Origin of the sequence: Catenuloplanes niger (assembly GCF_031458255.1) — a bacterium.
In the GTDB taxonomy this organism is placed as follows: domain Bacteria; phylum Actinomycetota; class Actinomycetes; order Mycobacteriales; family Micromonosporaceae; genus Catenuloplanes; species Catenuloplanes niger.
The window spans coordinates 9,606,067-9,620,424 of sequence record NZ_JAVDYC010000001.1; the positions used below are offsets into that span (position 1 = coordinate 9,606,067).

The 14,358-nt window shown below is 73.8% G+C and carries 13 protein-coding genes; 10 read left to right on the forward strand and 3 right to left on the reverse strand.

Annotated features, from left to right (window positions below; genetic code table 11):
• Nucleotides 1-198: 198 nt before the first annotated feature.
• Nucleotides 199-2,400: a GMC oxidoreductase gene (locus J2S44_RS42285; protein ID WP_310429229.1), complete on the reverse strand. Its 2,202-nt coding sequence runs from the start codon at nucleotides 2,398-2,400 to the stop codon at nucleotides 199-201.
• 92 nt (nucleotides 2,401-2,492) lie between these two features.
• Between J2S44_RS42285 and J2S44_RS42290 the strand changes: the two genes are divergently transcribed.
• Nucleotides 2,493-3,536: an alpha/beta hydrolase gene (locus tag J2S44_RS42290; RefSeq protein WP_310429231.1), complete on the forward strand. Its 1,044-nt coding sequence runs from the start codon at nucleotides 2,493-2,495 to the stop codon at nucleotides 3,534-3,536.
• A gap of 20 nt (nucleotides 3,537-3,556) precedes the next feature.
• On the opposite strand, the gene J2S44_RS42295 is transcribed toward J2S44_RS42290, so the two are convergent.
• The gene (locus J2S44_RS42295; protein ID WP_310429233.1) at nucleotides 3,557-3,946 is read right to left on the reverse strand and encodes a cupin domain-containing protein; all 390 of its coding nucleotides are present in this window, start codon (nucleotides 3,944-3,946) and stop codon (nucleotides 3,557-3,559) included.
• A gap of 53 nt (nucleotides 3,947-3,999) precedes the next feature.
• Between J2S44_RS42295 and J2S44_RS42300 the strand changes: the two genes are divergently transcribed.
• A complete protein-coding gene (locus J2S44_RS42300) occupies nucleotides 4,000-5,013 on the forward strand; it encodes a helix-turn-helix domain-containing protein (protein WP_310429235.1) in 1,014 nt (337 codons plus the stop codon).
• 51 nt (nucleotides 5,014-5,064) lie between these two features.
• Here the strand turns inward: J2S44_RS42300 and J2S44_RS42305 are convergent, their stop codons facing one another.
• Nucleotides 5,065-6,117: an FAD-dependent oxidoreductase gene (locus tag J2S44_RS42305; protein ID WP_310429238.1), complete on the reverse strand. Its 1,053-nt coding sequence runs from the start codon at nucleotides 6,115-6,117 to the stop codon at nucleotides 5,065-5,067.
• A gap of 64 nt (nucleotides 6,118-6,181) precedes the next feature.
• Here J2S44_RS42305 and J2S44_RS42310 point away from each other — a divergent pair, with 64 nt between their 5' ends.
• From J2S44_RS42310 to J2S44_RS42345, 8 genes are all read left to right on the forward strand, one after another.
• The gene (locus J2S44_RS42310) at nucleotides 6,182-6,742 is read left to right on the forward strand and encodes a TetR/AcrR family transcriptional regulator (RefSeq protein ID WP_310429240.1); all 561 of its coding nucleotides are present in this window, start codon (nucleotides 6,182-6,184) and stop codon (nucleotides 6,740-6,742) included.
• 10 nt (nucleotides 6,743-6,752) lie between these two features.
• Nucleotides 6,753-7,496: a FadR/GntR family transcriptional regulator gene (locus J2S44_RS42315; protein WP_310429242.1), complete on the forward strand. Its 744-nt coding sequence runs from the start codon at nucleotides 6,753-6,755 to the stop codon at nucleotides 7,494-7,496.
• Nucleotides 7,497-7,577: 81 nt separating this feature from the next.
• Nucleotides 7,578-8,885 carry an ABC transporter substrate-binding protein gene (locus J2S44_RS42320; protein ID WP_310429245.1) on the forward strand — a complete coding sequence of 436 codons (1,308 nt, stop codon included), beginning with the start codon at nucleotides 7,578-7,580 and terminating at the stop codon, nucleotides 8,883-8,885.
• Complete coding sequence (locus J2S44_RS42325) at nucleotides 8,885-9,778, forward strand: carbohydrate ABC transporter permease (RefSeq protein ID WP_310429247.1); 894 nt, start codon at nucleotides 8,885-8,887, stop codon at nucleotides 9,776-9,778. The genes J2S44_RS42320 and J2S44_RS42325 overlap by 1 nt, the downstream gene beginning before the upstream one ends.
• The gene (locus tag J2S44_RS42330) at nucleotides 9,775-10,581 is read left to right on the forward strand and encodes a carbohydrate ABC transporter permease (RefSeq protein WP_310429249.1); all 807 of its coding nucleotides are present in this window, start codon (nucleotides 9,775-9,777) and stop codon (nucleotides 10,579-10,581) included. Before J2S44_RS42325 ends, J2S44_RS42330 begins: the two co-directional genes overlap by 4 nt.
• Before the next feature lie 10 nt (nucleotides 10,582-10,591).
• Nucleotides 10,592-11,821 (forward strand): D-mannonate dehydratase ManD, encoded by a 1,230-nt coding sequence (gene manD / locus J2S44_RS42335; RefSeq protein ID WP_310429251.1) that lies wholly within the window; start codon nucleotides 10,592-10,594, stop codon nucleotides 11,819-11,821.
• A gap of 95 nt (nucleotides 11,822-11,916) precedes the next feature.
• Entirely contained in the window at nucleotides 11,917-12,957 is a 1,041-nt protein-coding gene (locus J2S44_RS42340; protein ID WP_310429253.1) for a LacI family DNA-binding transcriptional regulator, read from the forward strand.
• Complete coding sequence (locus tag J2S44_RS42345) at nucleotides 12,950-14,356, forward strand: MFS transporter (RefSeq protein WP_310429255.1); 1,407 nt, start codon at nucleotides 12,950-12,952, stop codon at nucleotides 14,354-14,356. The genes J2S44_RS42340 and J2S44_RS42345 overlap by 8 nt, the downstream gene beginning before the upstream one ends.
• The last annotated feature ends 2 nt before the right edge of the window (nucleotides 14,357-14,358 follow it).

Below are 14,358 nucleotides of genomic sequence, written 5' to 3' on the forward strand. Positions count from 1 at the left end.
CCGTGAAACGACGGGCTGGCCGAAAAGCGACACGCGCGGCCCGCGCTGTGCTGAGTGCCACCGCGAGAAGGCTCAGCAGCGCCGGCCGGCCGCCGATACGGCTGGCGTGCCGGACGGCATGCCGTTACTCCGGGCGCGGGGCGGCCGAGCCCGATCTCCCGCTTCGCGCCCGGTTCACCACCGCGGCGTACCGCCGGCTCACACGGCCTGACCGGCGTAGACGTCCCAGAGCGTGCCGGCGAAGAGGCGGCCGAACGCGGCGAGCGCGGCGGCCCGGCGCGGGCCGGTCACCCGGATCGTGCCCAGCTGCTCCAGGAACGCGGCGCGGCCGATCCGGAGCTCGCCCTCGTCGATCAGCTCCCCGTCCGGCCGGCCGACGACGCGCGCGTACAGCGTGGTCGTGTCCGGCCACAGGTCGAGGCCGGGATCGTCGCGCACGTCCTTGCGGCCGACCAGGCACAGCGTGCCGAACGGCAACCGGTACCGCAGGTGCCGGGTCTGCCCGCCCTCGTCCGGGAACAGCCGGAACGTGCCGCCGGTGACGTCGTGCCGGCCGAGCAGCGGATGGTCGATCGTCCCGGTCACCCGCGCCTCGTGGTCCGGGTCGGCGACGAACCGGAACACGTCGTCGATCTCGACGGTCAGCCGGACCGCGCAGAACCCGGTCATCTCCTCGGTGAACGACAGCCGGGTCGGCGGCGCGCGGACGAACCGCGGCCGGCGCAGCGGCGTGCCCAGCGCGCGGTCGGCGAGCCGGTCCGCATGCGCGGCGATGGTCAGCGCCGGGTTCGTGCCGACCGGGCCGGGCAGCGCGGCGCCGTCCGCGACGTACAGACCCGGAAGACCGAACACCTCGCCGTACGGATCCGTGACGCCCCGGTCCGGCCGGCGCGCCATCGGTGCGCCGCCGAGCGGGTGCACGGTGACGACCTGCCGCGTCGCGCCGAGCGGGTTGTCCTGGAACTCGCCGCCGAGCGCGGTCGCGATCTCGCGCATGGTGGCCCGCACGTCCTCGAAGTAGGCCCGGGACCCGTCCGGGCTCCAGTCCACGGCGAGCCGGCCGCGGCGCAGGCCCAGCCGGCCGTCCGGGACGTCCCGGCCCATGCCGAGCAGCGGCAGCGACGTCTCGGACAGCTCGGTGCCGCCGAACAGCGCGGCCAGCTCCGCGGCGATCGCGGTCCGGCCGCCACCGGTCAGCCGGTTCTGCGCACGGGACAGCGCGAACAGCAGCGCCCGCCGGGTCAGGCCGTGCCACTGCGTCGCCTCCACCAGCCAGTCCAGGAAGCCGGGATATCCGGCGTCCTCCACGTAGTGACCGCGCCCGGTGCCGCCGTCGGCCCGGTCGGGCACGCGCACCGCGCTGGTGATCACCGGGCCGTGCGAGCCGCGCAGCGGGCGGGGACGGCCGTCCGGCGTGACCGCGCGCAGCACGAAGCCGAGCAGGTCGCCGTTGCCGCTGAACCGGGTGCCGAGCGCGGCGCTGATCCCGGGCAACCGGTCACGGTCGCGCAGCAGCAGCCAGGTCGTGCCGAGCGCGCCGGCCGCGAGCACCAGCCGGTCACAGGTGAGCACGCGCACCGGCAGGCGGTCCGGTGGCGAGTCGTCGTGGATCACGTACCGCACCTGGTAGCCACCCCGCTCGCGGGCCGCGACGGTGCGCACCTCGTGCCGTACCCGCAGATCCGCTCCCTGCTCCTTCGCGGCCGACAGGTAGGTGTGGTCGAGTGAGTTCTTCGCGCCGTCGTTGCAGCCGATGTCGCACTCGCCGCACAGCCGGCAGGTCAGCCGCGGCACGCCGTGCAGGTTCCGGTAGGCCGGGTGGTCGTCGATCGCCTGGCCGGGGCCGGGCACGCCACCGGGCCGGGACGCGAAGCTGACCGCCAGCGGTGGCAGCCGCAGGTCGAGCCCGAGCCGGCGAGCCGTCTCCATCATCGCGCGCGTCTTCGCCGTACGGTCGAAGGGCCGATGATCTATGGGGTACGGCACCGGGCCGATCATCCGTTCCACGCGGTCGTAGTGCGGGTCCAGGTCCGCGCGGGTCAGCGGCCAGTCCTCGACGCCGCCGCCGGGCAGTGCCTGGTCCCGGACGAACCAGGCCTCGTCCTTGCGCAGCAGCACGTTCGCGTAGATCAGCGAGCCACCGCCGAGCCCGCTGGACACGATCGCGTCGATGCCCTCGAACGACCAGACGTCGAACATGCCGTGCAGGCCCGCGCCCGGATCCCACAGGTTGCGCGCCATGTCGGCCGGCGCGCGCGGAAAGTCTCCCGGCGCGTACGCCCGGCCCCGCTCCAGCAGCACGGTCCGCAGCCCGGCCTCGGCGAACCGGTAGGCGGCCACCGACCCCCCGAACCCGGACCCGACCACGACGACGTCCACGTGCTCATGAGCGTTCGGCATCACAACCCCCGTAATGAGTGCCGATCGACTGATTCGCATGCATCGTTGCACGGCGCCGCTACCCTACGGGCGGAATTACGGGGGGAGTCACCATGTCACGTGTCGTACAGTTCCGTGCCGACGACGGCACACCGCTGAAACTGACCAACGTGCGCGGCGCGCGGGAGCCCGCGCTCGGACCGGTACTGCTGGCACACGGCGCCGGCGTACGCAGCACGATCTTCCACCAGCTGACCGGGCCGCTGACCGAGGCCGGCTGGGACGTGTGGCTGCTGGACTGGCGGGCCAGCATCGACCTGCCACCCCGGCCGTGGACGCTGGACGAGGCCGCGCTCCACGACCACCCGGCGGCCGTGCGCACGGTGCTGGCCGAGACCGGCGCGGAGCGGCTCTCCGCGGTCGTCCACTGCCAGGGGTCGGTCACGTTCATGATGGCGCTCTGCGCCGGGCTGCTGCCGCAGGTGGACACCGTGGTCAGCAACGCGGTGTCGCTGCACCCGGTGGTGCCGGCGTGGTCGCGGGTGAAGCTGCGGGCCGGCGTGCCGCTGATGTCCCGGCTCCTCACGCACCTCGACCCGTCCTGGGGCCGGAACCCGCCGCGCGACCTGACGCCCCGGGTGATCACCGCGCTGGTCCGGGCGGTGCACCACGAGTGCGACAACACCGTGTGCAAGCTGGTCAGCTGCACGTACGGCAGCGGCTTCCCGGCACTGTGGCGCCACGAGAACCTGACGCCGGAGATGCACGACGAGTTCATCCCGCACGAGTTCGGCCCGGTCCCGATCAGCTTCTTCCGGCAGATGGCCGCGTCCGTGCGGGCCGGCCACCTCGTCTCCGCACTGGACGGCCTGCCACCGGACCACGCGGCGGCGGCACCGCGCACGGACGCGCGGGTCACGCTGCTGGCCGGCGCGCACAACCGCTGCTTCCTGCCGGACAGCCAGCGCCGCACGCACGCGTACCTGGAGCGCCACGCACCCGGCCGCCACACACTGCACGTCCTGCCCGGCTACGGCCATCTCGACGTGCTCCTCGGCCGCGACGCCCACCGGGACACGTTCCCGCTGATCCTCGCCGGGCTGCGCGCGCACGACACGCCCGCGAGACCGTCCACGCTGATCGACGGGGTCCCGTGACGGCGGGAGCCCGCCGCCCGTCAGGCGTGACCCCGCAGGTCGTGACCGGTGGTGACGTCGACGTGGCCCGGGACCGGGTCGTGCTGGTCGCCGACCGTGGAGGTGCCGGTGGGCTCGAACATCAGGATCTCGGCACCGGCCGCGGAGGACGGCTTGTGGTCGGTGCCGCGCGGGACGACGAAGACCGCGCCCCGCGGCAGGACGACCGCGCGGTCACGCAGCTCGATGGTCAGCTCGCCGGACAGCACGAGGAAGAACTCGTCGGTGTCGTCGTGGCGGTGCCAGACGTGCTCACCGGCGACCTTGGCCACGCGGACGTCGTAGTCGTTGACGCGGGTGACGATGCGCGGGCTCCACAGCGCCTCGAAGGTGGCCAGGGCCGCGGACAGTTCCACCGGTTCGGTCATCATGCCGGTCATCGTGGCCGATGCCGGACGGCCGCCGTGAGTGCTAGAAATCGCGCATGTCGCAAGAATCCTCGCAGCCGCATCGGGTGGTGATGCTCGTCGAGGACGGCTCGAACCCGTTCGAGATGGGCGTGGCCACCGAGCTGTTCGGGCTGCGCCGGCCGGAGATCGACCGCCGCTGGTACGACTTCACGCTCTGCGCCGCCACGCCGTCGACCCGCATGCACGCCGGGATGTTCACCCTCACCGACGTACCCGGGCCGGCGGCCGCGGACCGGGCGGACACGCTCATCGTCCCGAACCGGCCGGACCCGTACGTACCGCCGGCGCCGGCCGTGCTCGACGTCGTCCGCCGGGCCGCCGGCCGCGGGGCCCGGCTGGTCAGCTTCTGCACCGGCGCGTTCACGCTGGCCGCGGCCGGCGTGCTGGACGGCCGCCGGGCGACCACGCACTGGCGCTGGACCGAGCTGTTCGCCGGTCGCCACCCGCGCGTGCTGCTGCGGCCGGACGTGCTGTTCGTCGACGACGGCGACGTGCTCACCGCCGCCGGCAGCGCGGCCGCGCTCGACCTCGGCCTGCATCTGATCCGCCGCGACCACGGCGCCGAGGTCGCCAACGCGGTCAGCCGCCGGCTGGTGTTCGCCGCGCACCGCGACGGCGGCCAGCGCCAGTTCGTCCCGCAGCCGGTCCCGGCCGTGCCGGACACGTCGCTGGCGCCGCTGCTCGACTGGGCCACCGCGCGGCTGGACCGGCCGCTGGGCGTCACCGACCTGGCCGCACGCGCCGCGGTCAGTCCCGCGACGCTGCACCGCCGGTTCCGCGCCGAGCTCGGCACCACGCCGCTGGCCTGGCTGACCGGTCAGCGTGTCGCGCTGGCCTGCCGGCTCCTCGAGGCCGGTGAGCAGCGCCTGGACACGGTCGCGCACGCCAGCGGCCTGGGCAGCACCACGAACCTGCGCACACTCATCAGGCGGCACACCGGCCTGACCCCGGACGCCTACCGCCGCCGCTTCACCACCACCGAGCACCGGAACGCACCGGTCCGCAGTGCCACGCCGCACACACGCTAAGGCTTGTTCGACGAGTCCCGACGGCCTGCGGCGCGGTCCATCAGACACGCGCTAGCCGGGCGGGCCGGCCAGCATCGCGGTGCGCAGCAGGCGGTCGCGGACCGGGAGCGCGTGCCGGACGTGGGTCAGCCGCGCGGCCAGACCGGCCATCCGGGCGAGCCGCCGGGTGGCCGGACGGCGCTCCCGGTCGTACCGGCGCAGGGCTTCCGGAACGCCGGCGGCCGACCGGACGTGACCGGCCAGCGCGACCGCGTCGATCAGCGCCTCGCAGGCGCCGCGGCCGAGGTCGGGCGGCATCGCGTGCGCGGCGTCGCCGATCAGCGCGACCCGCCCGCGGGTGAACGACGGCAGCGCCGGTGTCACGAACACCTCGTGCCGCAGCACGGTGGCGCCGTCGAGAGCGTCCAGCACGGTACGGACCGGGGGCGCCCAGCCCGCGAACATCCCGCGCAGCCGGGCGACCTCGTCGCCGGGCGGGAAGGTGCCGGGCGCGGACGCGAACCAGTTGGTCCGGCCGCCCTCGTGCGGTGTCACGCCGAACTTGACACCCCGGCCCCACACCTCGGCGGCCGTGTCCGTGCGGCGGCCGTCGAGCGTGCCGCGCCAGGCCGTGACGCCGGTCGGCCGGGCCCGGGAGACCGGCCCGAACAGCCGCTCGCGGGTGCGGCTGAACACGCCGTCCGCCGCCACGACCAGTTCCGCGTCCACGTCGCCGTCGCGCACCGGCTCACCGGCCCGCAGTTCCGCGCCCGCCTCCGCCGCGGCCCGGTGCAGGATGGCGAGCAGGGCCGGGCGGGAGAGCAGGACGACGTCGTCGCCGGTGCGGCGGCGCCACCGTTCCAGGTCGATCGCGGCGATCCGGGACCCGTCCGGCCGGAGGAACGCGGCGGACCGCTGCCGCACCCCGGCCCGGCGCACGTCGCCGCCGACGCCGATCGCGTCCAGCGCCCGGAGCGCGGCCGGCCACAGAGCGAGCGCGGTGCCGGTGGCGGGCAGCGCCGCGTCCCGCTCACGGACGGTGACCGTCCGGCCGGTGCGGCGCAGCGCGATCGCGGCCGCCAGCCCGCCGATGCCACCACCGATGATCTCCACCTCGTTCGTCATGCCCCGACCGTACAACAGGTGTTGTTGCTAAACAACACCTGTTGTGATCCGCTACTGTGTCCGGGTGCCGACCCGTCAGGAGCAGCTGCTCGACGCCGCCATCGACGTCCTCGGCCGGCAGGGGACGCGCGCGCTGACCCACCGCGCGGTGGACGCGGCCGCGGCGCTGCCGGCCGGTTCCGCCGCGAACTACTTCAAGACCCGGGACGCGCTGATCGGCGCGGTCACCGCGCGCTTCGCCGAGCGGGACCGCGCGGCCTGGACCGCGATCGCCGGGCTGGTCCACCCGACCGGCGCGGACGCGCTGGCCGCGGTGCTGACCGGGTACGTGCACCGCGCGCTCGGCCCGGACCGGACCGTGACGATCGCCCGGTTCGCGCTGTTCGTCGAGGCCGCGCTGCGCCCCGACCTGCAGGGCCCGCTCGGGTCGTCCGCGCGCGAGCTGCGCGCCTGGGCCGCGGGCCTGCTGCGCGCGAGTGGCGCGACCGACCCGGAGCGGGAGTGCGACGCGCTGATGGACTTCCTGGACGGCCTGATCCTGCACCAGCTCGCGTTCCCCGGCCCGCCGGACGGGCTGGCGGCCGCGGTCACGCGCGCCGTCCGCGCGCTGTGCACGGTCTCGTAAGCTGGCCTCCATGCACCCCGCCTCCCCTGCCACGCCCGCGGTCCGCGGTCTCCTCACGGAACGCATCGCCCGGCAGCTGGAGCACGACATCCACGGCGGCACGCTGGCCGCGGGCGCGAAGCTGCCGTCCGAGCGGGAGCTGGCCACCCGGTTCGGCGCCAGCCGCAACGTGGTGCGCGAGGTGCTGCGCCGGCTGGAGGCGCAGGAGCTGATCGACGTGCAGCCGGGGCGTGGGTCGTTCGTGACCGCGCACCGCACCCACCCGGCGTTCCCCGGCGAGCGGCCGACCGTGCGGCAGCTGATCGAGGCGCGGATCCCGGTCGAGGTGGAGATCGCCGGGCTCGCCGCGCAGCGCGCCACCCCGGCCGAGATCGCCGTGATCGAGGCCGCCAATCAGCGGATCCTCGACGCGCCGGACGCGGCCAGCAAGGCCCGTGCCGACCTGGCGTTCCACGACGCGATCGCGGCCGCCAGCGGCAACCCGGTGCTGCGGGTGATGCTGGCCAGCGCCGGCGGGCTGATGTTCGAGATGATGCTCCGGTCGAACTCGGATCCCGCGATCGGCCAGCCGGGCGTGCCGCACCACCCGGAGATCCTGGACGCGATCGTCCGCCACGACGTGCCGCTGGCCCGCTCCTGCATGCGCGAGCACCTCGCGCTCGGGCTGCGCACCTACGGCGCCGACCTGGACGAGAGCCTGGACGTGATGGCGACCCGGCACCTCGACCGGCTCCTGGACCAGACCCGCAGCTAGCTCTTGCAGCGCGCGAAACGTCTTGTTAACGTCCCCACTGGTCCAACTGGTAGTACCAGTTGGACCAGAACGGAGACGACGATGTCCGACCTAAGGCTGGCCGCGCGGCCGATGACGCGGCGCACGCTCGGCACCCTTCTCGCGGCCGGGGCCGGTGCCACCACGCTGGCCGCCTGCGGCACCCGGGGCGGCACCCCCGGCCCGAACACGCCGCTGCGCATCTCCGCGATCAACCACGTCTGGTCCCAGGCGGTCCGGGAGCGGCTGCCGGAGTTCGAGGAGCAGATCGGGCGGCGGGTCAGCATGCAGCTGCTCACCGCGGACCAGCTCGCGAACAGCTACAACGTGAAGCTGAACGCGTCCGCCACCGACATCGACGTGATGATGGTGCGCGCGCTGCAGGAGCAGCTGCTCTTCGCCCGCAACGGCTGGCTGGCGGACCTGACCGGCCTGGTCGGCAGCGACGCGGGCTTCGCCTGGAGCGACTTCCAGGACGCGCCGCGCGAGCGGTCGGTCACCCGCGGCAAGGTGCTCAGCGTCCCGGTGGTCACCGAGCGTCCGGCGCTCTACTACCGCAAGGACCTGATGGACGCGCCCCCGGCCACGCTGGACGCGCTCCGCGAGGCCGCTCTCGACCTCACCGGCGACGACCTCTTCGGGTACGTCGGGCGCGGTCAGCGCAGCGGCGCGGTGACCCAGTGGTCGAGCTTCCTCTACTCGTTCGGCGGCGACTTCACGACGCCGGACGGCGGCTCCGGCATCGGCTCCCCCGAGGCGGTCGCGGCCTACCGGTTCTACGGCGAGCTGCTGGACCGGGCCGGGCCGCCCGGCGCCACGAACATGAGCCTGGAACAGGCCATGCCGATCTTCGCGCAGGGCAAGGCCGCGTTCTACGTCGACGCGGACGCGATCTATTCGAACTTCCTCGACGAGAAGATCTCCACGGTACGGGACCGGGTCGGTTTCGCGCCGTTCCCGGCCGGGCCGGCGGGGTCCCGCCCGCACAACATCCCGTCGTGGAGCCTGGGCATCAACGAGTTCTCCCGGCTGCGCGACGACGCCTGGCGGTTCATCCGCTGGGTGTCCGGGCCGGAGATGGTCACCACGCTGCAGACCGCGGGCATCCCGGGCGCCCGGTCGTCGGTCTGGGCGGACCCGGCCACGCTCGCGTCGTTCCCGGCCGACCTGGCCGAGGCGATGCGGATCAACGCGCGCAACGGTGTCGGCATCGACCGGCCCGCGGTGATCCAGGTCGGCCGGGCCCGCGACATCGTCGGCCGGCCGCTGGTCGCCGGCATCCTCGGCCAGGACGTGGCGCCGGTGGCCGCGGACGCGCACGCCGAGTTCGCCGACTTCCTCGTCCGCGACAACCGCCAGCAGGAGTTCTGATGGCCACCATGACGTTCGAGCGGTCCAACCGGCGGCTGCGGTGGCTGATGCTCGCCCCCGCGCTCGGCTTCGTCGGCCTGATGATCATCTTCCCGCTGCTGTTCACGCTGAACCTGTCGCTGACCGACGCGTTCGGCGCGGTCAACGCCGGCAACAGCTACCACGGCGTGCGGAACTACGCGGACGCGCTCGCCGACGGCCGCCGCTTCTGGCCCGCGGTCTGGCGCACCGTGTTCTTCACGATCGGCGCGGTGGTCATCGAGACCGTGCTCGGCCTGGCGATCGCGATGCTGCTGCGCCGGCCGTTCCGCGGCATGCGGATCGTCCGGTCGATCCTGATGGTGCCGCTGCTGGCCACGCCGGTCGCGATCGGCATCCTCTGGCTGCTGATCCTGGACCCGACCAACGGCATCGCCAACCACCTGCTCGGCGGCCTCGGCATCGCGCCGCAGGAGTTCCTCGGCTCGGTCAGCCAGTCGCTGCCGGTGCTGATGCTGATCGACGTGTGGCAGTGGACGCCGATGATGGCGCTGCTGCTGCTCGCCGGCCTGTCCACGCTGCCGGAGGAGCCGGAGGAGGCCGCGCGCGTCGACGGCGCCACCGCGTGGCAGCGGTTCCGGTTCGTCGTGCTGCCGATGCTGATGACCACGCTGATGACCGCGCTCGTGCTGCGCGCGGTCGACGCCCTCAAGACCTTCGACATCCTGTACGCCACCAAGGGCCCGGGCGGCGGCTCGGACTTCGAGGTCGAGACGCTCAACGTGTACGCGTACGGGCTCACCTTCGACTACCAGGAGTACGGCCTCGCGTCGGCCGTGCTGGTGCTGTTCACCCTCTTCATCATCGGCGTCGTCGTGCTGCTGCGGCGCCGCTCCGGGAAGGCGTCCGCATGAAAGCCCGGGTTTGGCTCCGCGCACTCGCCATCGTGATCGTCTGCCTGGTCATCGCGATGCCGGTGGTCTGGATGATCGCCGCCGCCTTCAAGACCAACGTGCAGGTCACGGACCCGTCCGTCGGGCTGTGGTTCACGCCGACGCTGGAGAACTTCCGCGCCGTCCTCGCGGACGGCGAGATCGTCCGGTCGCTCGGCAACTCCGCGCTGGTCGGCGTGGTCTCCACCGTGCTCTCCGCCGTGATCGCGGTGCCGGCCGCGTGGGCGGTCGGGCGGTTCCGCATGCACTCCACCGGGTCGCTGGTGCTGGTCGCGCGGATCGTGCCGGCCATCTCGCTGCTGGTCCCGTGGTACTACCTGTTCGCGCAGCTCGGGCTGGTCGGTTCGTACACCGTGCTCGTGCTCAGCCACATGTTCGTCTCCGTACCCCTGATTCTCTGGATCATGATCGGGTTCTTCGAGGGGCTGCCGGTCGAGCTGGAGGAGGCGGCCCGCACGGACGGGCTCTCCGCGTTCGGCGCGTTCCTGCGCATCGCGCTGCCGCTCGCCGCGCCCGGTACCGCCACCGCGTCCGTGCTCGCGTTCATCTTCAGCTGGAACAACTTCATGTTCGCGCTGATCCTGTCCGACGAGGACACCAAGACGATGCCGGTGACGCTGTTCAACTTCATCTCGTACGCCTCCACCGACTGGGGCGGGCTGATGGCCGCGGCCACGCTGATGACCGTGCCGGTCCTCGTCGCCGCGGTCGCCGGCCAGAAGTATCTCGTCGCCGGCCTGACCGCCGGTGCCACCAAGGGCTGAAAGGACCTTCATGAAGATCATCGACGCACGCGTCATCGTCAGCAGCCCGGGCCGCAACTTCGTCACCCTGAAGATCACCACGGACGAGGGGGTGACCGGGCTCGGCGACGCCACGCTCAACGGGCGCGAGCTGTCCGTCGTCTCCTACCTGCGCGACCACGTCGTACCGCTGCTGATCGGTCTTGATCCGCACCGGATCGAGGACACCTGGCAGTCGCTGTACCGCGGTGCCTACTGGCGGCGCGGGCCGGTCACCATGGCCGCGATCGCCGCGGTCGACGTGGCACTGTGGGACATCAAGGCCAAGGTCGCCGGGCTGCCGCTCTACCAGCTGCTCGGCGGCGCGTCCCGGGACCGGGTGCGCACCTACGGCCACGCGAACGGGCGGGACATCCCGGAGCTGCTCGACTCGGTGCGGGCGCGGCTGGCGGAGGGCTACCGGAGCGTCCGGGTGCAGACCGGCGTGCCCGGCCTGGAGACCGTCTACGGCGTGCACGCCGGCACCGCGATCGCGCCGACGTCGGCGGACGGGGTGCGGGTCGACGCGCGGGCGCTGCCGGTCGTCGAGGACTGGGACACCGGCGCCTACCTGCGGCACCTGCCGCGCGTGCTCGAGGCCGTGCGCGCCGAGTTCGGTCCGGACCTGCCGCTGCTGCACGACGCGCACCACCGGCTCACGCCGCAGCAGGCCGCCCGCCTCGGCAAGGAGATCGAGCGGTACGACCTGTTCTGGCTGGAGGACTGCACGCCGGCCGAGGACCAGTCGGCGCTCCGGCTGGTGCGGCAGCACACGACCACGCCGCTGGCCGTCGGCGAGGTCTTCAACACCGTCTACGACTACCAGACGCTGATCGACGAGCGCCTCATCGACTACGTGCGCTCGGCCGTCACCCACTTCGGCGGCGTCACGCCGATGCGCAAGCTCTTCGACTACGCGGCCACCCGGCAGATCAAGAGCGCGATCCACGGCCCGGAGGACATCTCGCCGGTCGGCATGGCCGCGGCGATCCACCTGGACCTGGCGATCCACAACTTCGGCATCCAGGAGTACTCCGGCTATACGCCGCGCACGCACGAGGTGTTCCGGCACGCGTTCACGTTCGACGACGGCCACCTGCACCCCGGCGAGGCACCGGGCATCGGCGTGGAGCTGGACGAGGAGCTGGCGGCCGCGCACCCGTACTCCCCCGCCTACCTGCCGGTGAACCGCCTGGCGGACGGCACCGTGCACGACTGGTGAGACGCCCCTGAACGAATCGTTTCGCCCGTCGCCGGTTGCGGGTTTACCGCAGGCGGGTATCGTTGGGCGAAACGTTTCGTTCAGGAGGAGGCCCGATGTCGACGTACAAGGACATCCAGCGGCTGACCGGCCTGTCGCTGGCGACGATCTCGAAGTACTACAACGGGCGTACGGTGCTGGCCGAGAACCGGCGCGCGATCGAGGAGGCGGCCGAGCAGCTCGGCTTCCGGCCCAACGACATCGCGCGGAACCTGCGCTCCGGCCGGTCCCGGACGGTCGGCGTGCTGCTGCCCGCGCTCACCAACGCGTTCCACCTGACCATCATCGCGGGGGTGGAGACCGCGCTGCGCGAGGCCGGGCTCAGCCTGCTCGTGGCCACCAGCCCGGGGCCCGGCGACGACGCGCTCGGGCTGCTGCGCAACCGGATGATCGAAGGCATCATCACGGTGCCGCCGCCGCACGACGCGGCCGCGCTGACCGAGGCCGCGCGGACGATCCCGGTGGTGGCCGTCGACTGGGACGTCCCGGGCCTGTCCACCGACCGGGTGGTGCTGGACAACCGCGGCGCCGGCGCCGGCGCCGCCCGCCTGCTGCTCGACCACGGGCACCGGCGCGTCGGCGCGATCTGCGGCGACCCGGCCGTCTCCACGCTGCGCGACCGGGCGGCCGGCTTCCGGGACGAGGCGGGCGCCGACGGCGTCGACGCGCTGATCCCGGCCGGGCCGTACACGGTCGCGGGCGGCACCGACGCGATGCGCCGCCTGCTCGCCGCGCGCCCCCGGCCGACCGCGGTCTTCTGCGCCAGCCACGACCTGACGCTGGGCGCGCTGATCGCGATCAACGACTCCGGCCTCCGGCTCGGCCGGGACCTGTCGCTGGTCGGCTTCGACGCCCGCGAACTGGCGCTGGCCACCCTCCCCCGGCTGACCCTGTTCGAGCAGCCCACCCACGAGATCGCGGCCCGCGCCGCGGAACGGCTGCTGGCCCGGCTCGCCGACCCCGGCGCGGACCCGTCGCCGGTGACGGTCACGGTCGACCCGATCTTCGTCGCCGGTGCCTCCGTCACCCACCGGGACGACGGGCCACCCGATCGCGGCGCGGCCGGCGCGCGGACCCGTGGAGGCCGCGATGTCTGAGCCGGCCACGTTCTCGGTGCCGCGATCACGCGGCGTTCCGGCCGCGCTGACCACGCTGGCGCTCGGCGCGTTCGGGATCGGCATCGCCGAGATGACCGTGACCGGGCTGCTCGGCCGGATCGCGACCGACCTGGACGCGAGCACGGCCGCGGTCGGCACCGCGATCTCGCTGTACGCGTTCGGCGTGGTCGTCGGCGCCCCGCTGATCACGATCGTCGGCGCCCGGGTGCCCCGGCACCGGCTGCTGCTGCTCACGCTGGTGCTGTTCATCGCCGGCAACACGGCCGCGCTGCTCGCGCCGAACCTGCCGCTGTTCTGCCTGGCCCGGTTCGTCGCGGGCCTGCCGCACGGCGCCTACCTCGCGCTCGCGGCCGCCACGGCGGCGTCGCTGGTGCCCCGGGAGCGCCGGGGCCGCGCGACCGCCTGGGTCGGCATCGGACAGACGATCGCGAGCGTTCTCGGCGTACCCCTGGCGATCTTCCTCGGCCAGGCACTCAGCTGGCGGGCCGCGCTGACCCTGGCCGTGGTGGTCTTCGTGGCGGCGTTCGCCGCGGTCCTGACGTTCGTGCCACGCGACTCCGGCACCCCACCGCTCCCCGGCGCCACCGGACCGCTACCGGCCGGTGGGACGCTGCCGGGCGCCGGAACGCTTCCGGGCGCCGGAACGCTTCCGGGCGCCGGAACGCTTCCGGGCGCCGGAACGTCGGCGGCCGGCGGCGGGGTGCGTTCCGGCGGGGCGCGGGCGACCGTGGCCGCGCTGCGCTCCCCCGGGCTGTGGGCCGGCTTCGCCGTCGCCGCGAGCGCGTTCGCCGGCCTCTACTGTGTGCTCAGCTTCATCGCGCCGATCACCACCGACGTGGCCGGGCTGTCCGGGTCCGCGACCCCGGTGGTGCTGATGCTCTACGGCGCCGGCATGACCGTCGGCGCGGTCGCCGGTGGCCGGGCCGCGGACTGGGACGTCGCCCGTGCCGTGCCGATCGGCGGCATCGCCGCCTGCCTGGTGCTCGCCGGTTTCGCGACCGTGATGAGCGCACCGTGGGCGCCGTTCGCCGGCGCGTTCGCGATCGGCGTGGTGCAGCTGTTCATGTTCCCGTCGCTGCAGCTGCGCCTGATGGACGCGGCCCCGCACGCCCCCGCGGTCGCGGCCGCGCTCAACCAGTCCGCCGTCAACCTCGCGAACGTCATCGGCACCTCGGCCGGCGGCGCCCTGCTCGCCACCGGCCTCGGTTACCCCGCCAACGGGTACGCGGGCGCCCTGCTCGCCGCCGCCGGCGCCGCACTGGCGATCCTGCTGCGCCCCCGCGCGGCCGGCAACCGTGCACGCACCGGGCCGCCGGCGCACCGCACCGCCGCGGACGACGGCACGGTCACCGCGGGCGGATCGGCCGCCCGCGGCTGACC